Raw genomic sequence first — 19,190 nt, forward strand, 5'->3', positions numbered from 1 at the left:
ATGATTGAGTAACGCCCATGAGCTCGCCGACGACGTACCACCTCGTGCGTCCCCACGTCGTCACCGAGATCCCCACGCTCGACGAGCACCAGCAGCAGGTCGTCGACCACGCCGGCGGGCCGCTGCTCGTCCTGGCCGGCCCCGGCACCGGCAAGACCACGACGCTGGTCGAGGCGATCGTCCGGCGCATCGACGACGGTGCCCCCCCGACCAGGTGCTGGCGCTGACCTTCTCGCGCAAGGCCGCCGAGCAGCTGCGCGACCGCGTCACCGCCCGGCTGGGCCGCACCATGGGCACCACCCTGAGCTCGACCTTCCACTCCTTCGCCTACGCCATGATCCGGCGCTACGCGCCCGCGGAGCTCTACGAGGCGCCGCTGCGGCTGCTGAGCGCGCCCGAGCAGGACGTCGTGCTGCGCGAGCTCCTCTCCGACCATCCGGAGTCGGTCAGCTGGCCCGACCACCTCGGACGTGCGCTCGGCACGCGTGGCTTCGCCAAGGAGGTGCACGCGGTTCTCTCCCGGGCCCGGGAGAAGGGGCTCGACGGTCACGCGCTGCGCGCGCTCGGCGAGGCGGAGGGGCTGCCGGAGTTCATGGCCGCCGGGCTCTTCCTCGACCAGTACCTCACCAACCTCGACAGCCAGGGCGCCATCGACTACGCCGACCTGATCCGCCGGGCCACGATCGAGGCCGAGGCCCACCGCGACGAGATCCGGGGGCCTGCGCCACGTCTTCGTCGACGAGTACCAGGACACCGACCCCGGCCAGGTGGCCCTGCTGCGGGCGCTCGCCGGCGACGGTCGCGACCTGACCGTGGTGGGTGACCCGCACCAGTCGATCTACGGGTTCCGTGGCGCCGAGGTCCGCGGCATCCTCGACTTCCCGACCGACTTCCCGCAGGCCGACGGGTCCCCCGCCGACGTGGTGGCGCTGCGCACCACCAGGCGCTTCGGTCCCCACCTCCTGCTGGCCTCCCAGCGCGTTGCTCACCGGCTCGCGCTGCCGGGCAGCATCCCCGCCGACGCCCGGGCGGCGTTCCTCCAGCCGGAGGCCGTCGCCGGTCCGCTCGGCGACGGCCGCGTGCACGTCCGCACCTTCGACACCGAGCGCGCCGAGGCCGAGCACCTCGCCGACCTGCTGCGCCGCGCCCACCTCGAGGACGGCATCCCGTGGGACGACATGGCGGTGCTGGTCCGCTCGGGGCGCGCCTCGATCCCGCCGCTGCGCCGCGCCCTCGGCGCGGCCGGGGTGCCGGTGGAGGTCGCCAGCGACGAGGTCCCGCTGGTTCGCGATCCGGCGGTGCTGCCGCTGCTCGACGCGCTGCGCGCCGTGGTCAACCTCGACAACGAGGAGGTCGACCACGTCGACCACATCGACGCGAGCCGGGCCGAGTCGCTCCTGCTCAGCCCGCTCGGAGGGCTCGACGCGGGGGACCTGCGCCGGCTGGCCCGGCAGCTGCGCACCCGTGAGAAGGCCGCGAGCCGAGAGGAGGGACGCCCGCCGCGGCCCTCCCGCGAGCTGGTGCGCCGGGCCGTCGTCGAAGCCGGGTTCCTCGACGGGCTAACCCTGGACGGGCTCGAGGGCCCCGAGGTCGTGCGGGCGCGGGCCCTGGTGCAGCTGCTGGTCGACGCGCGCGAGGAGCTCGCCGGTGGCGCCTCGGCCGAGGAGCTGCTCTGGGCGCTGTGGTCGCGCACCGGCTGGCCGCAGCGACTGCGACGCTCGGTCGATCTCGGTGGCGGTGCCGCGCGTCGGGCGCACCGCGACCTCGACTCCGTCTGTGCGCTCTTCGACCTGGCCGCCCGTGCCGAGGAACGCCGCGACCACGTCGGCGTGCGGGCCTTCCTGGCGACGCTGGTCGCCCAGCAGATCCCCGCCGACACCCTCGCCGAGCGCGGCGCCCGGGGGGCCGCGGTGCGGCTGCTGACCGCCCACCGTGCCAAGGGCCTGGAGTGGCGCCTGGTCGTCGTGGCCCACGTCCAGCAGGACGGCTGGCCCGACCTGCGCCGCCGCTCCACGCTGCTCCAGGCCGACCGGATCGGGGAGACCGGGATCGTGCCGCCGGTCTCGAGCCGGGCGCTGCTGATGGAGGAGCGCCGGTTGTTCTACGTCGCCTGCACCCGCGCGCGTCAGCGGCTGGTCGTGACCGCCGTGGCCTCGGCCGACGACGAGGGCGAGCAGCCGTCCCGGTTCCTCGACGAGCTCGGGGTCCACGTCGAGCGCGTGGTCGGCCGTCCGGCGCGGCCTCTGTCGATGTCCGGCATCGTCGCCGAGCTCCGACGTACCGTCGCCGACCCCGCGTCCAGCGAGCCGCTGCGCGAGGCCGCTGTACGCCGACTCGCCAGGCTGGCCGGGGAGTCGGTCGGCCAGCGAGCCCTGGTCCCCGCCGCCGACCCCTCCACCTGGTGGGGCACCCGCGCGGCGAGCCGCTCGGTGCAGCCGGTGCGCGACCCCGACCAGCCGGTGCCGGTCTCGGCCAGCGTGCTGGAGTCGCTCGGCGTCTGCCCGACGCAGTGGTTCCTCGAGCGCGAGGCCGGGGGAGTCTCGCGGGCACACCAGTCGGCCAACCTCGGCGAGATGGTGCACGCGCTGGCCCAGCGGGTCGCGACGGGCGACCTGGCGGCCGGGCCCGACGACGTGGACCTGCTGATGTCCCACGTCGACGAGGTCTGGGACCGCCTCGACTTCCGCACCCCCTGGTCGAAGGCCCGCGAGCACGAGCGGGTCCGCGCAGCCCTCACCCGCTTCCTGCACTGGCACCACGCCAACCGCCGCACCGTGATCGGCACCGAGACGCCGTTCGAGACGGTCGTCGAGCTGCCCGACGGTGAGCAGGTGAAGGTCACCGGCTACGCCGACCGGCTCGAGGTCGACGCCGACGGCAGGGCCGTCGTGGTCGACCTCAAGACCGGCCGGCGGGCGCCGAGCACGAAGTCGGTCGAGAGCCACGTCCAGCTCGGCCTCTACCAGTTCGCCGTCGACCACGGCGCCGTCGACCGCCTCACCGACGGCCCCGCCGAGGCGGGCGGCGCGGAGCTGGTCCAGCTCGGCATCATCGACGGCGGTCCGGACGCCGTGGTCCAGCGCCAGTCGGCCCAGGACGAGGACGGGCCGCAGCGGGAGGAGCTGCGCAGCCAGCTCGAGCGCACCGCCGGCCTGCTGCGCGCCGAGACGTTCCCGGCGGTGGCCGGCCAGCACTGCCGCGAGTGCTCCTTCGTCCCCATCTGCCCGATCAAGAGCGCCGGAGCGGTGACCGCCCAGTGACCAACCCAGTGACCAGCCCGATGACCAACCCGGTGACCAGTCCGGTGACCCCGGTGGCCATCGCCGGCCCCGAGGACCTCGCGCGCGTCATGAAGACGCCGTACGCCCCCAGCGACCAGCAGTGGGCGGCGATCTCGGCGCCGTTGTCCCCGGCGGTGGTGATCGCCGGGGCGGGGTCGGGCAAGACCACGCTGATGGCGGCGCGGGTCGTCTACCTCGTGGTGACCGGGCAGGTCCGGCCCGACGAGGTGCTGGGCCTGACGTTCACCACCAAGGCGGCCAGCGAGCTGCGCCAGCGGATCCGCGCCGCGCTGCGCACCGCGGGCGCGCTCGAGCCGGTCGCGGCGGAGGACGGCGAGGAGGACGTCCTCGAGCCGACGGTCGCGACCTACAACGCGTACGCCGCCGGGCTGCTCACCGACCACGGCCTGCGGATCGGCCACGAGCCCGACACCCGGGTGATCACCGACGCCGCTCGCTACCAGCTCGGCGCGCGGGTGATCGACCGCTACACCGGCGAGATCCGGCACCTCACCGACCACCCCGAGACCGCGATCCAGAACCTCCTGGCGCTCGACAGCGCGATGAGCGAGCACCTGGTCCACCCCGACCGCGTGCGGGCCGTCGACGCGGAGGCGAGGGAGCGGTTCCAGCGGGCGCTGGAGGAGGAGGTGGCGGGCAAGAACCGCACCACCTACCGCGAGCCGTGCGAGAAGGCCGTTTCGGCGATCGACCGACGCGCCGAGCTGCTGGGCCTCGTCGAGGCCTACCGCAGGCTCAAGGGCGACCTGGGGCTGATGGACTTCTCCGACCAGATCGAGCTGGGCGCCCGGCTGGCCAGCGAGCAGCCCGAGGTGGGGGCGCTCGAGCGCTCGAGGTTCAAGGTCGTCCTCCTCGACGAGTACCAGGACACCTCGGTCGCGCAGGCGGTCATGCTCTCCCGACTCTTCTCGGGGGCCGACGTCGCCGGCGGGCGCGGCCACGCCGTCACCGCGGTGGGCGACCCCAACCAGGCGATCTACGGCTGGCGCGGCGCCTCGGTCTCCAACATCCTGAACTTCGCCGAGACTTTCCCGGCAGCCTCCGGTGCCGTCCCGGTCCACCCGCTGACCGTCAACCGGCGCTCGGACCGGCGCATCCTCGACGTCGCCAACCGGCTGGCCGCCCCGTTGCTCGAGCGCTACGACCAGGTCGAACCGCTGGTGCCCAAGCCCGAGGCCGAGCAGGGCACCGTCACCACCCGGGTCTTCGAGACCCACGCCGACGAGCTGGCCTGGCTCGCGGAGGCGGTCCGCGAGGCGCACGACGGCGATGGTCCGCGATCGGGGTCCTCACCCGCGACAACGCCCACGCCGAGGACGTCTTCGACGCCCTCACCGGTGCCGGCATCCCCGTCGAGATCGTCGGCCTGTCGGGCCTGCTGAGGCTGCCCGAGGTCGCCGAGATCGTCGCGATCCTGCACCTGCTCCACGACGTCACCGCCAACGCCGCGCTGCTCACCCTGCTGACCGGTCCGCGGTGGGCGATCGGGCCGCGCGACCTGCGACTGCTCAGCCGGCGTGCCCTCGAGATCGCCGGCCGGCAGGGCCGGGGGGTGCAGCACGCCTCGGTCGCCGACCACCTGCTCGAGATCGCCGACGGCATCGACCCGGCCGAGATCCCCTCGCTGGACGATGCGGTCGCCGACCCCGGCGACGCGGCGTACTCACCCGAGGCCCTGGAGCGGTTCGCGCTGCTCGCGGCCGAGCTGCGCAGCCTGCGCGGCTACGTCGGCGAGCCGCTGCTCGACATCGTCCGCCGGATCATCGACACCACCGGCACCGACGTGGAGCTCGCCTCCGCCGTCAGTCCCGCGGCCGCCGCCCGGCGCGACAACCTCGACCTGTTCGTCAAGGCGGTGGCGGACTTCCAGGCGGTCGACGGCGACGTCACCCTGCCCGCCCTGCTGGCCTACCTCACCGCCGAGGACGACCAGGGCAACGGCCTCGACGTCGCCACGCCCACCGAGGCCGACTCGGTGAAGCTGCTGACGGTGCACCGCTCCAAGGGACTGGAGTGGGACTCGGTGTTCCTGGTGGGGGTCTGCGAGACCCGGTTCCCCTCCAACCGCTCCCGCACCCTGTGGACGTCCGCCCCCTCGATCCTGCCGGCGCCGCTGCGTGGGGACGCCCACGACCTGCCCCAGCTGGCCGGCTGGGACAAGGCCGCGCTCGACGCCTACCGGGCCGCGACCCGGGCGCATGACGCGGAGGAGGAGCTCCGGCTGGGCTACGTCGCCCTGACGCGCGCCGCGCACCGGCTCTCGGTGACCTCCTACCTCTGGAGCCCGCGCGCGACGCCGTTCGGGCCCTCCGACTACCAGCGGGTGGTCCGCGAGCAGCTCGAGGAGTGGGGCGAGCCGGTGACCGACTGGCTGGACAAGCCCCAGAAGGGCGATCCCAACCCGTACGCCGCCGTGGACCCCTCCAAGCCCTGGCCGGCGACCGGCACCGGCGTGGAGGCGGCGCTGCGCCTCGAGGCGGCCCGACGCGTGCGCGCGGCCAACCCGGCCGGGCCCGATCCCGAGCTGGACATGATCGAGGCCGCCCGGGTCGCCGACTGGGACCTCGAGATCGACCGGCTGCTCGCCGAAGCGCGTCGGGACCGCAGCTCCGACATCGCGGTCAGTCTCCCCAGCAGCCTGTCGGCCACCGCCGTGGCCCGGCTGCGCGACGACCCCGACACGTTCGCCCGCGAGCTGGCGCGACCGATGCCGCGCCCGCCCTCCTCCGCCGCCCGCTTCGGCACTCGGTTCCACGCCTGGGTCGAGGCGCGGTTCGGCCAGCAGGACCTCTTCGACTTCGACGACCTGCCGGGACGGGCCGACGCCGGGATCGACGACGACACCGACCTCAAGGAGCTGATCTCCACCTTCGAGAACGGCCCGTTCGCGACCCGCACCCCGCACCAGGTCGAAGCGCCGTTCGCGCTGGTCCTCGCCGGCCAGGTGGTGCGTGGGCGGATCGACGCGGTCTACACCCAGAGAGCCGCCGACGGGGAGCCCGGCTACCTGGTCGTCGACTGGAAGACCAACCGCACCGCCACCGCCGACCCGCTCCAGCTGGCGCTCTACCGGCTCGCCTGGGCCGAGCTGCACGGGGTGCCCGCCGAACGCGTGCGAGCCGCGTTCTACTACGTCCGCACCGGCGAGGTGATCGAGCCTGCGGGCCTGCCCGACCGTGCGGAGCTCGAGCGGCTCCTGGAGCTGGGCGGGACCTCGTGAGCCGCACCCGGCGCTGAGCCGGCTCAGTCCCGCCCGAGGGCGGCCTCGAGGGCGATCTCGACCATGGTGCCGAACGTCTGCTCCCGCTCGTGGGCCGTGGTCTCCTCGCCGGTGACGACGTGGTCGGAGACCGTGCAGATCGCCAGGGCCTTGCGGCCGAACGACGCCGCCAGCGTGTACAGCGCGCTCGCCTCCATCTCGACGGCGAGGACGCCGTGGTCGGCCATCCGCCCGATCAGGTCCGGGCGCGGGCTGTAGAAGGAGTCGTTGCTGAAGATCGGCCCGACGTGGACGTCGGGCCCCTCGCCCGCGGGCACGCGCTGGGTCGCGGCGTCGTACGCCGCCCGCAGCAGCCCGAAGTCGGCGACGGGAGCGAAGTCGAGGCCCTCGAACCGGACCCGGTTCATCGAGGAGTCGGTGCAGGCACCGGAGGCGATCACGATGTCGCGCAGTGCCACCTTCTCGGTCAGGGCGCCGCAGGAGCCGACGCGGACGATCGCCTCCACGTCGTACTCACGGAAGAGCTCGTTGACGTAGATCGCCATCGACGGCTGGCCCATCCCCGATCCCTGCACCGACACGCGCCGGCCCTGCCAGGTGCCGGTGTAGCCGAACATCCCGCGGACCTCGCTGTAGCACTTCGCGTCGTCGAGGAAGGTCTCGGCGATCCACGTCGCGCGCAGCGGGTCTCCGGGCAGCAGGACGACGGGGGCGATCTCGCCCGGCCGGGCTCCGATGTGCGTGCTCATCTCGGGGTCCCTGCGGCAGCGCGACCGGAGCGAGTGGTGTCGTGGGGTGAGTTCACGCGGAAAGCCTAGGAGACCGGTCCCGGTCGAGGGCCGAGGGCGGGCTAGCCTCGCGGTGTGAGCTTCCCGCACGTGCAGCTGGCCGCCAACCCGCACGACCGCACCGGTGTCCGCCGGAAGGACGAGCAGTGGCTCGACGCGCGATGGGCCGACCCGCGCAGCCGGGTGCTGCTGGTCTCCGGGACCCGCATCCGGCCGGCCGAGGGCAAGCTCGAGTGGCTGTCCACGGCCGACGCGCCGGACGGAGTGCGGGTGCTGCTCGGCGAGCAGGACGGCACGACGTACTTCGCCGTGGTCGTCGACCCGGCGCAGGCACCGGGGGAGAAGGCCGAGTGGTTCGGGCTGCGTGGGATCCTGCCGCACCTCGCCGGTGACGGGGTCGCCGACGCGCCCCTGGTCTTCCACGCGATCGGGCTCGCGGAGTGGCTCTACGCGACCCGGTTCTGCCCGCGCTGCGGCGGCTCGCTGGAGCCCCGGGCGGCGGGCCACGAGCTGGTGTGCACCTCGTGCGGGAAGACCCAGTTCCCCCGCACCGACCCGGCGGTGATCATGGTCGTCACCTCCGGCGAGCCCGGCTCGGAGGACGAGCGCTGCCTGTTGGGCCGCCAGTCGGTCTGGCCCGAGGGCCGCTACTCCACCCTGGCGGGCTTCTGCGAGCCGGGCGAGACGCTGGAGGACGCCGTACGCCGTGAGGTCGCCGAGGAGGTCGGCGTCCGGGTGGGGCGGGTCGACTACTTCGGCAACCAGCCCTGGCCGCTGCCGGCCGCTTGATGCTGGGCTTCGTCGCCCACGCCGAGTCGACCGAGATCCGCGTCGACGACGACGAGATCGAGGACGCCCGTTGGTTCACCCGTGCCGAGATGAAGGCCGGCGCCGAGGCCGGCACGCTGGTGCTGCCCGGCGGGGTCTCGATCTCACGCTCGCTGGTCGAGCACTGGTACGGCGGCCGGCTCCCCGGCCACTGGTGACTCAGACCAGGGCGGCGAGCTTCTCCTTGACCTGGGCCAGGGACGGGTTGGTCTGGGCGGTGCCGTCGCTGTAGACGAGGGTCGGCACGGTCTGGTTGCCGCCGTTGGCGGACTCCACGATCTCCGCGGCCTCGGGGTGCTGCTCGATGTCGACGATGTCGAAGGTGATGCCCTCCCGGTCCAGCTGGCTCTTCAGCCGGTGGCAGTAGCCGCACCAGGGCGTCGTGTACATCGTGAACAAGTCACACTTCCCATCCGCTCGTCCCGAGCTGTCGTCGTGTCCGTCTAGGGTTTCGGACCGAGAGGTTAACCAGTTCCACCGAGGAGTTGTTCCCCCGATGCCCAGCGCCCCCGGGCCCAGCCCCGACGACCTGCTGGCCGCGCTCGACCCCGAGCAGCGCCGCGTCGCTGAGGCGCTGCGCGGCCCCGTGCGGGTGCTGGCCGGTGCCGGCACCGGCAAGACCCGGGCGATCACCCACCGCATCGCCCACGGCGTCGCGACCGGCGTCTACGCGCCGACCGAGATCCTCGCCGTGACCTTCACGACCCGTGCCGCGGGGGAGATGCGGCAGCGCCTCCGGGTGCTCGGGGCCGGGCCAGTGCAGGCACGCACGTTCCACTCCGCGGCGCTGCGCCAGCTGCGCTACTTCTGGCCCACCGTCCACGGCACCGAGCTGCCGACGCTGATCGAGTCCAAGATCGGCCTGCTCGCCACGGCGGCCCGCCGGCAGCGGCTCCAGGCCGACCAGGCGCTGCTGCGCGACCTCGCCTCCGAGATCGAGTGGGCCAAGGTGAGCAACGTCCACCCCGACGACTACGCCCGGGTGGCCGCCGCGCGCGGCCGATCCGTCACGGGCCAGGACGCCGACACCGTGGCGCGGGTCTTCGGCGCCTACGAGGAGGTCAAGCGCGGGCAGGGCCGGATGGACATGGAGGACGTCCTGCTGCTCACCGCCGGCATGCTCGCCGAGGACGAGCGGGTCGCGGCCCAGGTCCGCCGGCAGTACAAGTGGTTCGTCGTCGACGAGTTCCAGGACGTGTCGCCCCTGCAGTCCGCGCTGCTGGACCTCTGGCTGGGGGGCCGCGACGAGCTGTGCGTGGTCGGCGACCCGGCCCAGACGATCTACTCCTTCGCCGGCGCCAACGCCTCCTACCTGCGCGACTTCCCCGCGAAGCACCCGGGCACCACCTCGATCGAGCTGGTCCGCAACTACCGCTCGACGCCCGAGATCGTCACCGCCGCCAACACCCTGCTGGCCGGCTCCTCCAGCCGTGGCGTCGACCTGCGGGCCCAGCGGCCCTCGGGCCCGGCCGTCACCTACACGGCCCAGCCCGACGAGGTCGCCGAGGCGGAGGCGGTGGCCGCCCGGATCGCCCGGCTCAAGGACGAGGGTCGCACCCTCGGCGAGGTCGCCGTGCTGTTCCGCATCAACGCGCAGTCCGAGGCCTACGAGGAGGCGCTGTCCAGCCGCGGCCTCTCGTACGTCGTGCGCGGCGCCGCCCGCTTCTTCGACCGGCCGGAGGTGCGCGAGGCCGTCACCCGGCTCCGCGGTGCCGCACGGTCGGGGGAGGGCGACGAGTTCCTCGAGACCGTGCACGGCACGCTCTCCGGCATGGGCTGGACCAGCCAGGCGCCGACCACCCGCGGCCAGACCCGGGACCGCTGGGAGTCCTGGCAGGCCCTCATCGACCAGGCCACCCAGTTCGCGCGCACCGCCGGCGCGACCCTGGGGGATTTCGTCGACGACCTCGACCGGCGCGCAGCCGAGCAGCACGCCCCGGTCGCCGACGGGGTCACGCTCGCCACCTTCCACGCGGCCAAGGGCCTGGAGTGGGACTCGGTCTTCCTGTGCGGGCTGCAGGACGGCACGCTGCCGATCACCTACGCCGACACCCCCGCCGCGATCGAGGAGGAGCGCCGTCTGCTCTACGTCGGCATGACCCGGGCACGGCTCGACCTCGGGCTGTCGTGGGCGCAGGCCCGCAACCCCGGCGGCCGCGCATCCCGCAAGCCGTCCCGCTTCCTGACGCCGCTGCTGCCGGAGGAGAGCCGCGTCGACCGGGGACCGGCCCGCAACCGCAAGGTGGCCGGCTGCCGTGAGTGCGGCAAGCCGCTGATGACGGGGCCGGAGAAGAAGCGGGGTCGGTGCGAGGACTGCCCGGCCTCCTACGACGAGGCACTGTTCGAGCAGCTGCGCGAGTGGCGCAAGGCGCGGGCCGGCGAGGAGAGCGTGCCGGCGTTCGTGGTGTTCACCGACGCCACCCTGCAGCTCATCGCGGAGCACAAGCCGCGCACTCCCGAGGCCCTGCTGCGCATCAGTGGTATAGGCCGGTCCAAGGTCGAGAAGTACGGCGAGGACGTGCTCACGCTGGTCGGGTGAGCAGGCCTCCAACTTTTTTCGAGAAATACCCACAAAATCGTTTGCCCATTACAAGGATCGCGCGATAGTTTTCCGACACAGCACTTCGCGCACCACGGCCCTGACAAAGCCGGCGCCCGACGAACCGAAGGAGGTGGCCCCGTGATGAACACCATGACTGCGATGACGGCTCAGATCCCGTCGAGCTTCGGCATGCCCACGTCCGGCCACGCCACCGGTTCGACCCTCGGCCGCATCACCGGCTCCGCTGCCGGTTACGCCGTCGCCACCTCCGTGGTGTGCGACCGCAAGGCCGCCGCGGGCATCGGCACGGGCCTCGTCCAGGGCTACTTCCCGGGGACCACTGCCTGGAGACCACCGACCTGTTGACCTTCAACAGCATCGGCAGCCTCCAGGCCGCGGAACCCACATTGGGATCCGCGGCCTTTCTGTTTCTCGGGCCACCTGTTTCCAGCAACACACATCGCGATCAGGTCAGAAGAAGGAGGTGAAACATGACCATCAGCGTTCTCGACCGCACCGATGGGACTGCCGAGGCGCCGAGCCTGGGTCTCCTGCACGACCAGGCCGGTCAGGTGGACGACGAGCTGCTGCCCTGCCGGGCCAACAACCCCGAGCTGTGGTTCGCCGAGTCACCCGCCGACGTGGAGCACGCCAAGCTCCTCTGCCAGGCCTGCCCGGTCCAGGCACTGTGCCTCGACGGAGCACTCGAGCGCAGGGAGCCCTGGGGCGTCTGGGGCGGTGAGCTCTTCCTCCAGGGAGTGGTGATCCCCGCAAGCGTCCCCGCGGCCGACCCCGCAAGAACGAGGTCGCCGCGTAGGCGCCCTCCCGTCCCCGAAAGCAGACCCGCATCCATGAACACGAACCCGAATCGGAGCATCACCATGAATCTCATCCACGAGAACCTGGCCCGCGCGCAAATGGCCGCGCGCCTGGGAGAGGCGCAGAACCTGCGGCAGGGTCGCCGAGTGGCCCGTGCCAACCGCCTGCACCGCAAGGCCGAGCAGGCCGCGCAGCAGGCTCGTCACGCCCTCGCCCGCGCGCTCTGAGCCCAGCCCACGCGGCCCGACCACGAAAGCCATCCGACACCAGCCATGAAGACTTACCGAAAGCGAAGCAACGCCATGAATCTCATGAACGAAAATCTGGCCCGCGCACAACAGGCCGAGCGCCTGGGAGAGGCGCAGCAGCAGCGACTGGGCCACAACCTGGCCCGGGCACGCCGGTTGAGCCGCAAGGCCGAGCTGGCAGCGCAGCAGGCACGTCTCGCCCTCGCTCGCGCCCTGTAGACCGCCGATGGACACCCCTGCGGGGGGACCCGTCTCCGGAACACCTGATCGCGGGTGTGAAGAGCAGAGCCGGGTACGACGAATCCTCGTCGTACCCGGCTCTTGCCGTGTCCGGGACCGGGCCCCGGCGTAGGGTCGGGACCATGACCACGTGTGACTTCTGTGGTCGGCAGGAGCCGGACGAGGCGGCGACGCTGACCTGGACGACCTCGGTCGAGAACGGCCGGAGGCGGGTCTTCTGCGACGTCTGCTCGCGCGCGAACCTGCGCGCCATGGAGGGCAAGCTCGACAGCGAGTTCTGGTGAGCGACCCGGACGAGCAGGCGGCTCATCCCGCCAGCACGCCGTCCCACGAACATCCGCAGTGCGGGTGCCGGCGCCAGGCCTGACGCTCCAGCGCCAGGCCGACGCCCACGGTGATGGAGGCCGACCAGGTCGCCGGCTCGTCGCCGTCGACGAAGGAGACGACGTCGCGCGCCGCCAGGGCCACGGCGGCGGCGAGCAGGGCCGGGTCCCGCGGCGCCGGCCCGGAGGCCCGGGTGTCGGGACCGCACTGCTCCAGGACCAGCGAGCGGCGCGGGTCCCGCTCGGCGAGCCGGGCGTCCACGCAACGCTGGCAGGCGGTCAGGCCGGGGGCGACGAACGGTCCGACGGTGAGCCCGCCCGGCCCGGGGGCGACGACCAGGTGGGGCAGCCCCGCACGCAGCAGCGGGTCGAGCCGGGCGCGCGGCAGGGCGTCGTCGCTGACCACGAGCACGGCGTCGGCGTGCTCCGCGCTGTCGGCCGGTCCTACGCCCGAGGCCCGGAGCAGCCGACCAGCGGCCTGGGCGAGGTCGGGAGGCGCCTCCACGGCGATGCGCGACTGCGCCCGCGCATCCAGGCGGCGCCCGGCGTCGTCGCCGAACTCCGCGAACGCCGCCGTGGCAGCGGACCGGTCGCTCGCCCGACGCACCTCGGCGTCCCGGACGGCGACGTCGACCAGCAGCCCGCGGGCGTGCAGGTCGGCGACCAGCCGTCGGCCGGTGGGGGTGTCGAGGACCGGCGTCCTCCCGGCACGCAGCTCCTCGAGGACTCGTCGGGCCTCGGGGTCGTCCGTGACGACGAGGAGGTGCGGTGGGTCGACGCCGACCTGCAGGTGCCGGTCGTCGCGGCGTACGACGTGGAGGCCGGGCCGCAGCACCGGCTGGGCCGCGATCGCGTCACGAGACATGCTCCGCAGGCTCGCACAGCGCGGCGAGCGGGGCGCCGGTCCATCCACAGGGGCGCGCAGCGAGGGGTGAAATCGACGGCGGCGCCGCACCGGTCCTCAGGACCGGGCGACGCCGCCGTAGAGCTCGTGGGGCTGATCAGTGGATGATCAGGCCTTGCCGAGGATGCGGTTGAGGTTCGTGCCGCAGACGGGGCACACGGCCTTGGCCATGCGAGTGCCCTTGTCGTTGACCTTGACCTCGCCCTCGGCCTCGCGCTTCTCCTTGCACTTGACGCAGTAGAACTCGCCGCTCCAGGTCTCCGCCATGACGGCCTCCTTGCCTATGTTTTCTTCGGTCGTCGCGACGGGGAACACGTGGGAAGCCCGCCGGAGCCCGACGGCGGGTGCCGCCGAGCCGAGTCGACCCTACGGCACACTCGGGCGCGGGCGTAGCAGGCACACCGGGAGGCGTGAACCGGGTCACGGTGCGGTCGGCCGCCGCTCAGTACGTTGTGCGCATGCCTGAACTCACCCACCTGCGCCTCGAGCGCCCCCGCGACGGCGTCGCGGTCCTCACGCTCGACAACCCCGACCAGCGCAACGCGATGTCCGACCAGATGACCGACTCCTGGGTCGCGGCCGTCGACGAGCTCGCCGCCGACCGGTCGCTGCGGGTGGTGGTGGTGACCGGTGAGGGCTCGGCCTTCTGCTCCGGCGGCAACACCTCGTGGATCGCCTCCGAGCCCGATGCCACGGTCGACCACCTGCGCACCAGGATGATGGCGTTCTACCGGGCCTGGCTCTCGATCCGGAAGCTGGAGGTGCCGACGATCGCCGCGGTCAACGGACCGGCGATCGGGGCCGGGCTGTGCCTGGCACTCGCCTGCGACCTCCGGTACGCCGCGGCGGGCGCCCGGCTGGGCGCGCCGTTCGTGAAGCTGGGCATGCACGCCGGCATGGCCGGGACCTGGCTGCTGCCCAACGTCGTGGGGGAGGCGCACGCGCGCGACCTGCTCCTCACCGGCCGGGTCGTGGACGCCGAGGAGGCACTCCGGCTCGGGCTGGTCTCGCGGGTCATCGAGCCCGCCTCCTTCCACGAGGAGGTGCTCGCGACCGCCGAGGGGATCGCGGCGACGGCCCCGATCGCCAGCCGGCTGACCAAGATCGCGCTCGCCGACGGCGGCCACGCCGACTTCGAGAGCTGCCTGCAGTGGGAGGCGATGGCCCAGCCCGTCACGCTGGCCACCGCCGACCTCCAGGAGGGCATCCGCGCTGCCCGGGAGAAGCGCGCACCCGCCTTCACCGGGCGGTAGCGGCACCGGCCCCAGCGCTGTCGGGACCCGGGGACGCAGAAGGACCCCCGGTCCGCCTCACGACACTTGCCTTCCCCTTGCGAATGTCGTTCGACGGGCCGGGGGCCTCATCTGGGGCCCCACGCTAGGAGGCGCTGCGCCCGGCGGTCAACGACACGTCGCCACCGCCTGTGGACAACCTGTGGACAACCCTGTGGGGGAGCCGGGCGGGCGGTGGAGAACCACCGTCCGGTCGCGGGAGGAGCCTGTGGAGGACACGCCCGGGCGAGCGTCGTACGCTGCGCTGACCAGCGGGGATGTCCATCCACCGGCTGTGGAGAGAAGAAAACTCGGAGGTGTACGGCGTGTCGGACCGATCGGGGGGCCAGTCCTGGGACGGCGGCGCGGTGGCAGCACTGCGCCGGATCGCGTTCCTGCTCGAGCGGGCCCGCGAGGACACCTACAAGGTCAAGGCGTTCCGGGGCGCGGCCGCCACCATCCTGCCGATGCCGGAGGCCGAGGTGCGAGCTGCGGTCGAGGCCGGGACCCTGACCGACCTGCCCGGGGTCGGCGCCAGCTCGGCGCGGGTGATCGCCGACGCCGTGCGCGGGGTGATGCCCGAGCGTCTCGCCCGGCTGGAGGCCGAGCACGGCGGGCCGGTGACCGCCGGCGGTCAGGAGCTGCGGGCGGCCCTGCGCGGGGACCTGCACTCCCACTCGGACTGGTCGGACGGAGGGTCCCCGATCGAGGAGATGGCCTTCACCGCCATCGAGCTCGGCCACGAGTACCTGGTGCTGACCGACCACTCGCCGCGGCTGACGGTGGCGCACGGGCTCAGCGCCGAGCGGTTGACCCGGCAGCTGGGGGTGGTCGACGCGGTCAACGAGCATCTCGGCGGCGCCGGCTTCACCCTGCTCAAGGGGATCGAGGTCGACATCCTCGACGACGGCGCGCTCGACCAGACCGACGAGCTGCTGGCCCGCCTCGACGTGCGGGTGGCCAGCGTCCACTCGAAGCTGAAGATGGATGCCGACGCGATGACGAGGCGGATGGTGGCCGCTATCCGCAACCCGCGCATGAACGTGCTGGGCCACTGCACCGGCCGCCTGGTGACCGGCAACCGGGGCACCAGACCGGGCTCGCAGTTCGACGCGAAGACGGTGTTCGCGGCCTGCGCGGAGCACGACGTGGCGGTCGAGATCAACTCGCGTCCCGAGCGTCGCGACCCGCCGACCAGGCTGCTGGAGCTGGCGCGTGACCTCGGCTGCCTCTTCTCCATCGACAGCGACGCCCACGCCCCCGGTCAGCTCGACTTCCTCGGCTTCGGGTGCGAGCGCGCGGAGCAGGCCGGGATCGACCCGGACCGGATCGTCAACACCTGGCCGAAGGACCGCCTCCTGGCCTGGGCGAACGGCTAGGTTTTCGCTCATGGGACGTCCTGAGGTGGAGGTACGCCGCTCGAAGCGGCGCCGACGCACCGTCTCGGCGTACAAGGACGGCGACCGGATCGTCGTGATGATCCCCGCCTCGCTCAGCCGCGCCGAGGAGGCCGAGTGGGTCGAGACGATGCTGACCCGCCTGGAGAAGTCCGAGCAGCGTCGGCGGCCCTCGGACGACGCGCTCCTGCAGCGGGCGCAGGGGCTCAGCGACCGCTACCTGGGTGGCCTCGCGACGCCGGAGTCGGTGCGCTGGGTGGAGAACCAGCGGTCGCGGTGGGGGTCCTGCACTCCCGGTGACCGCACCATCCGGTTGTCGGCGCGGCTGCAGGGCATGCCCTCGTGGGTCATCGACTACGTGTTGATCCACGAGCTCGCGCACCTGCTGGAGTCCGGGCACGACGCGAGGTTCTGGGCCTGGGTGGACCGCTACCCGCAGGCCGAGCGGGCCAAGGGCTACCTGCTCGGGTGGTCCGCCGCGGCCAAGGTGGAACCGCCGCCCAGCGGCGACGCCGACTGACCCGGCGGCCCGTCAGCTCGGCAGTCCGTCAGCTCAGCCCGATCAGGCGAACCGCCGCCGGGCGATCGCGATCAGCTCGTGCATCGCGGGCTCGAGGTCGGGCAGGCCGTGCAGCGGCCACCACCGCACCTCCAGCGACTCGTCGCTCGTCGCGTGGTTGGCCCCTTCGGGGGCCTGCGCGACGTAGCGGACGTCGAGGTGGTGGACCATGCCCCGTGGGTCGCAGAACGGGACCGGGTGCTCGTCGAGCTGGGCCGGCTCAGGGTCGAACCGGAGCTCGGTGAGGCCCGACTCCTCCCGTCCCTCCCGCAGCGCCGCGCCGGCCAGGGTGGCGTCTGCGGGCTCGCAGTGGCCGCCGAACGCGAACCAGCGTTGGGCCTTGCGGTGCAGGTTGAGCAGCACCTGCTCGCCGGTCGTGTCGACGACGAGCACCCCGGCGGTCAGGTGGTCGGGGAAGTGGGCGCGGTACATCCCGTCGGGCGCGCCGTGCAGGTGGGCGAGGTAGCGCTCCCGCAGCTCCTCCTGGGCGCGCGACGGCGCCGTCCACCCCGAGAGGACGGCGACCGCGTCGGCGTGCAGGCTCACTCGGCGGGGGAGTCCGGCGCGGAGCCGGAGCCGTTGCCACCGTCGAGGAGGTCGCGCAGCGCGGCGTCGAAGTCGTCGGCGCTGAGCTCCTCGGGGGCCGAGGCGTCCTCGCGGAAACCCAGCGGGTCGTCGAGGTCGGCCGCGCTCGGCAGCAGGTCAGGGTGCATCCAGACGCCGTCGCGGGCCTCGATGCCCTGGCGGGTGCGCAGCGACCCCCACAGCGTGGAGGCGTCGCGGAGGCGCCGCGGACGCAGCTCGAGCCCTACCAGCGTCGCGAAGGTCTGCTCGGCCGGACCGCCGGCGGCGCGGCGGCGGCGGAAGGCCTCCTGGAGCTTGGCGGCGGCGGGCATCCGCTCGTGGGTGGCCTGGTTGACGACCTCGTCGACCCAGCCCTCGACCAGGGCGAGGGTGACCTCGAGGCGCTCGAGCGCGGACGTCTGGGCGGGGGACTGGGGCAGGTCGAACAGGCCGCCGTCGAGCAGCTCCTGCATGGACTCGGGGTTGGTCGGGTCCACGCCGCGCATCTGCTCCTCGATGCGGGACTGCAGGCCCTCGGCGTTGATCTCCATGCCGCGGGCGTAGTCGGCGACCGCGCCGATGAGGTGCTCGCGCAGCCACGGCACGTGGCTGAAGAGCCGCTGGTGTGCCGCCTCGCGCAGGGCGAGGTAGAGCACGACGTCGTCCTCGGACACGTCGAGACCCTCGGCGAAGGCGGCGACGTTGGCCGGCACCAGCGCAGCCTTGCCGGCCGGAGCCAGCGGCAGCCCGATGTCGGAGACGCTGAGCACCTCCGCGGCGAGGGCGCCGAGGCCGGAGCCGACCTGGGAGGCGAGCATCGCGCCCACCGCCTTGCCGAGGATGCCGAGCATCGGCCCGGACGCGGCGCGGGCCTCCTCGGGCAGTGTGCTGCCCAGGGCCTGCACCGACCCCTCGGCGATCGGCTCGACCAGCACCTTCCAGACGTCGGTGGTCCCGACGATCCACTCCGCCCGGCTCCACGCCGCGGTCGAGCTGATGCCGGAGGGGAACGTGGTGGTGTCGTCGAGCCAGTGGTCGGCGAGGCGCAGCGCGTCGGCGACCGCGTCCTTCTGCTTCTGGCTGGGGGACGGGTCGGGCTGCTGCGCGACGAGCTTGCGCGCCGTGTCGAGGGCGTAGTCCCAGTTCAGGGCGCCGTCGTAGGGCTGCATCAGGGACTGGATCTGGCTGAACAGCGCGCCCAGGTCGGGCATCCCGCCCGGGCCTCCGCCGAGGGAGCCACCGAGGCCGGCACTGCCGAAGAACTGCTCGAAGGGCGTGCCCTTGAAGGGGTTCTGGCCGCGGTCTTCCGGCTCGTCGGGAGTGTCGCCGGGGTTGTTGCTCATGGACCAACCGTACGCGTCGGCGGCAAGGTCGGCGGTCGCGGACTAGGGTCGGATCCGTGACCGACACGACCGTGGACTCCATCGTCCGTCTCGCGGAGCTGCGTGAGACCGCGCTCGACGTGGCCGAGGTCGTCGCGGCCCTCGACGACGAGGCCAGCGGTGGCCTCACCCTCTTCGTCGGGCGGGTCCGCGACCACGACGGCGGCCGCGACGTGGACGGCCTGGACTACTCGGCCCATCCCACAGCCGAGGCCAAGCTGCGGGAGGTCTGCGAGCGGATCGCCGACGAGTACGACGTGCACGGCGTCGCCGCGGTGCACCGCACCGGCACCCTGGCCATCGGGGACGTCGCCGTCGTCATCGCCACCACCGCCGCGCACCGCGGCGAGGCCTTCGACGCCTCCCGGGCCCTGATCGACACGCTCAAGGCCGAGGTGCCGATCTGGAAGCACCAGCGCTTCGGTGACGGCAGCGACGAGTGGGTCGGCTCGCCCTAGGTCGGGGCGGTGGGCGCGGGTCCAGCGCGTCGTCCGCCCGACGGGCCGTCGATTGCCTACCCTGACCGGGTGGAGATCCTGTTGTGGCTGGTGCCGCCCGTCGTCGTCACCCTCGTGGCGATGGTGTGGGTGAGCTGGCTCGGTCGCGAGGGCCGTGGCGAGGTGGACCGCGACGTCGCCGTACGCCGCCTGGCCGAGGCGATGCAGCGCGAGCCCAAGCGCCCCACGCCGTACTCCGCCCGCACGCCCGACCGCGACCGCAGCACCGGCATCGCCGTGCGACCCTCGCGAGCCTCCCGTCCGGCCCCGGGTGACTCCAGCGGCCGCCGCGTGTCCTGACGTCGC

General features: G+C 73.2%; 21 protein-coding genes and 1 pseudogene. 16 read left to right on the top strand and 6 right to left on the bottom strand.

Going from position 1 to position 19,190, the window contains the following annotated elements; genetic code table 11:
• Nucleotides 1-17: 17 nt before the first annotated feature.
• The 4 genes and pseudogenes from H0S67_RS27865 (at nt 18) to H0S67_RS24655 (ending at nt 6,522) form a co-directional block, all read left to right on the top strand.
• Nucleotides 18-823: pseudogene (locus H0S67_RS27865) on the top strand (UvrD-helicase domain-containing protein).
• On the top strand, nt 768-3,260 hold the full coding sequence (locus H0S67_RS27265) for an ATP-dependent helicase (RefSeq protein WP_425489889.1): 2,493 nt from the start codon (nt 768-770) through the stop codon (nt 3,258-3,260). Before H0S67_RS27865 ends, H0S67_RS27265 begins: the two are co-directional and overlap by 56 nt.
• Complete coding sequence (locus tag H0S67_RS24650; RefSeq protein WP_246355189.1) at nt 3,257-4,684, top strand: ATP-dependent helicase; 1,428 nt, start codon at nt 3,257-3,259, stop codon at nt 4,682-4,684. The genes H0S67_RS27265 and H0S67_RS24650 overlap by 4 nt, the downstream gene beginning before the upstream one ends.
• Entirely contained in the window at nt 4,582-6,522 is a 1,941-nt protein-coding gene (locus H0S67_RS24655; RefSeq protein ID WP_246355338.1) for a 3'-5' exonuclease, read from the top strand. Before H0S67_RS24650 ends, H0S67_RS24655 begins: the two co-directional genes overlap by 103 nt.
• Before the next feature lie 23 nt (nt 6,523-6,545).
• Here H0S67_RS24655 and deoD read toward each other — a convergent pair whose 3' ends face one another.
• Nucleotides 6,546-7,271, bottom strand: coding sequence for a purine-nucleoside phosphorylase (deoD, locus tag H0S67_RS06725; RefSeq protein ID WP_180935946.1), 726 nt, complete (start codon nt 7,269-7,271; stop codon nt 6,546-6,548).
• 114 nt (nt 7,272-7,385) lie between these two features.
• On the opposite strand from deoD, the gene H0S67_RS06730 reads away from it, so the two are divergent.
• Together H0S67_RS06730 and H0S67_RS24660 are read left to right on the top strand one after the other, a co-directional pair.
• Nucleotides 7,386-8,099 (top strand): NAD(+) diphosphatase, encoded by a 714-nt coding sequence (locus H0S67_RS06730; RefSeq protein WP_246355190.1) that lies wholly within the window; start codon nt 7,386-7,388, stop codon nt 8,097-8,099.
• The gene (locus H0S67_RS24660; protein ID WP_246355191.1) at nt 8,099-8,296 is read left to right on the top strand and encodes an NAD(+) diphosphatase; all 198 of its coding nucleotides are present in this window, start codon (nt 8,099-8,101) and stop codon (nt 8,294-8,296) included. The genes H0S67_RS06730 and H0S67_RS24660 overlap by 1 nt, the downstream gene beginning before the upstream one ends.
• Before the next feature lies 1 nt (nt 8,297).
• Here the strand turns inward: H0S67_RS24660 and H0S67_RS06735 are convergent, their stop codons facing one another.
• Nucleotides 8,298-8,528, bottom strand: coding sequence for a mycoredoxin (locus H0S67_RS06735; protein ID WP_180935947.1), 231 nt, complete (start codon nt 8,526-8,528; stop codon nt 8,298-8,300).
• A 106-nt stretch (nt 8,529-8,634) separates the two neighbouring features.
• On the opposite strand from H0S67_RS06735, the gene H0S67_RS06740 reads away from it, so the two are divergent.
• The 5 genes from H0S67_RS06740 to H0S67_RS06765 all read left to right on the top strand — a co-directional run bounded on the left by H0S67_RS06740 (nt 8,635) and on the right by H0S67_RS06765 (nt 12,271).
• Entirely contained in the window at nt 8,635-10,677 is a 2,043-nt protein-coding gene (locus H0S67_RS06740) for an ATP-dependent DNA helicase UvrD2 (RefSeq protein WP_180935948.1), read from the top strand.
• 162 nt (nt 10,678-10,839) lie between these two features.
• Complete coding sequence (locus H0S67_RS06745) at nt 10,840-11,046, top strand: hypothetical protein (RefSeq protein WP_180935949.1); 207 nt, start codon at nt 10,840-10,842, stop codon at nt 11,044-11,046.
• Nucleotides 11,047-11,171: 125 nt separating this feature from the next.
• Nucleotides 11,172-11,726, top strand: coding sequence for a WhiB family transcriptional regulator (locus H0S67_RS27870; RefSeq protein WP_425489890.1), 555 nt, complete (start codon nt 11,172-11,174; stop codon nt 11,724-11,726).
• Between the two features lie 84 nt (nt 11,727-11,810).
• Nucleotides 11,811-11,966: a hypothetical protein gene (locus H0S67_RS06760; protein WP_246355192.1), complete on the top strand. Its 156-nt coding sequence runs from the start codon at nt 11,811-11,813 to the stop codon at nt 11,964-11,966.
• A gap of 143 nt (nt 11,967-12,109) precedes the next feature.
• On the top strand, nt 12,110-12,271 hold the full coding sequence (locus H0S67_RS06765; RefSeq protein WP_180935952.1) for a hypothetical protein: 162 nt from the start codon (nt 12,110-12,112) through the stop codon (nt 12,269-12,271).
• Nucleotides 12,272-12,293: 22 nt separating this feature from the next.
• Here H0S67_RS06765 and H0S67_RS06770 read toward each other — a convergent pair whose 3' ends face one another.
• Both H0S67_RS06770 and H0S67_RS06775 read right to left on the bottom strand, forming a co-directional pair.
• On the bottom strand, nt 12,294-13,175 hold the full coding sequence (locus tag H0S67_RS06770) for a TOMM precursor leader peptide-binding protein (protein ID WP_180935953.1): 882 nt from the start codon (nt 13,173-13,175) through the stop codon (nt 12,294-12,296).
• 147 nt (nt 13,176-13,322) lie between these two features.
• Complete coding sequence (locus H0S67_RS06775) at nt 13,323-13,481, bottom strand: DUF5679 domain-containing protein (RefSeq protein ID WP_011754982.1); 159 nt, start codon at nt 13,479-13,481, stop codon at nt 13,323-13,325.
• 191 nt (nt 13,482-13,672) lie between these two features.
• Between H0S67_RS06775 and H0S67_RS06780 the strand changes: the two genes are divergently transcribed.
• The 3 genes from H0S67_RS06780 (at nt 13,673) to H0S67_RS06790 (ending at nt 16,402) form a co-directional block, all read left to right on the top strand.
• Nucleotides 13,673-14,467 (top strand): enoyl-CoA hydratase/isomerase family protein, encoded by a 795-nt coding sequence (locus H0S67_RS06780; protein WP_180935954.1) that lies wholly within the window; start codon nt 13,673-13,675, stop codon nt 14,465-14,467.
• Nucleotides 14,468-14,811: 344 nt separating this feature from the next.
• Nucleotides 14,812-15,864 (top strand): PHP domain-containing protein, encoded by a 1,053-nt coding sequence (locus H0S67_RS06785; protein WP_246355193.1) that lies wholly within the window; start codon nt 14,812-14,814, stop codon nt 15,862-15,864.
• A 10-nt stretch (nt 15,865-15,874) separates the two neighbouring features.
• Nucleotides 15,875-16,402 carry a M48 metallopeptidase family protein gene (locus H0S67_RS06790; RefSeq protein WP_180935956.1) on the top strand — a complete coding sequence of 176 codons (528 nt, stop codon included), beginning with the start codon at nt 15,875-15,877 and terminating at the stop codon, nt 16,400-16,402.
• Nucleotides 16,403-16,444: 42 nt separating this feature from the next.
• On the opposite strand, the gene H0S67_RS06795 is transcribed toward H0S67_RS06790, so the two are convergent.
• Complete coding sequence (locus H0S67_RS06795; RefSeq protein WP_180935957.1) at nt 16,445-16,987, bottom strand: NUDIX hydrolase; 543 nt, start codon at nt 16,985-16,987, stop codon at nt 16,445-16,447.
• The gene (locus tag H0S67_RS06800) at nt 16,984-18,348 is read right to left on the bottom strand and encodes a zinc-dependent metalloprotease (protein ID WP_180935958.1); all 1,365 of its coding nucleotides are present in this window, start codon (nt 18,346-18,348) and stop codon (nt 16,984-16,986) included. Before H0S67_RS06800 ends, H0S67_RS06795 begins: the two co-directional genes overlap by 4 nt.
• A 56-nt stretch (nt 18,349-18,404) precedes the next feature.
• On the opposite strand from H0S67_RS06800, the gene H0S67_RS06805 reads away from it, so the two are divergent.
• Both H0S67_RS06805 and H0S67_RS06810 read left to right on the top strand, forming a co-directional pair.
• Nucleotides 18,405-18,845: a molybdenum cofactor biosynthesis protein MoaE gene (locus H0S67_RS06805; protein ID WP_246355194.1), complete on the top strand. Its 441-nt coding sequence runs from the start codon at nt 18,405-18,407 to the stop codon at nt 18,843-18,845.
• 69 nt (nt 18,846-18,914) lie between these two features.
• On the top strand, nt 18,915-19,184 hold the full coding sequence (locus H0S67_RS06810) for a hypothetical protein (RefSeq protein WP_180935959.1): 270 nt from the start codon (nt 18,915-18,917) through the stop codon (nt 19,182-19,184).
• The last annotated feature ends 6 nt before the right edge of the window (nt 19,185-19,190 follow it).

Source organism: Nocardioides ungokensis (assembly GCF_013466985.1).
Lineage (GTDB): Bacteria > Actinomycetota > Actinomycetes > Propionibacteriales > Nocardioidaceae > Nocardioides > Nocardioides ungokensis.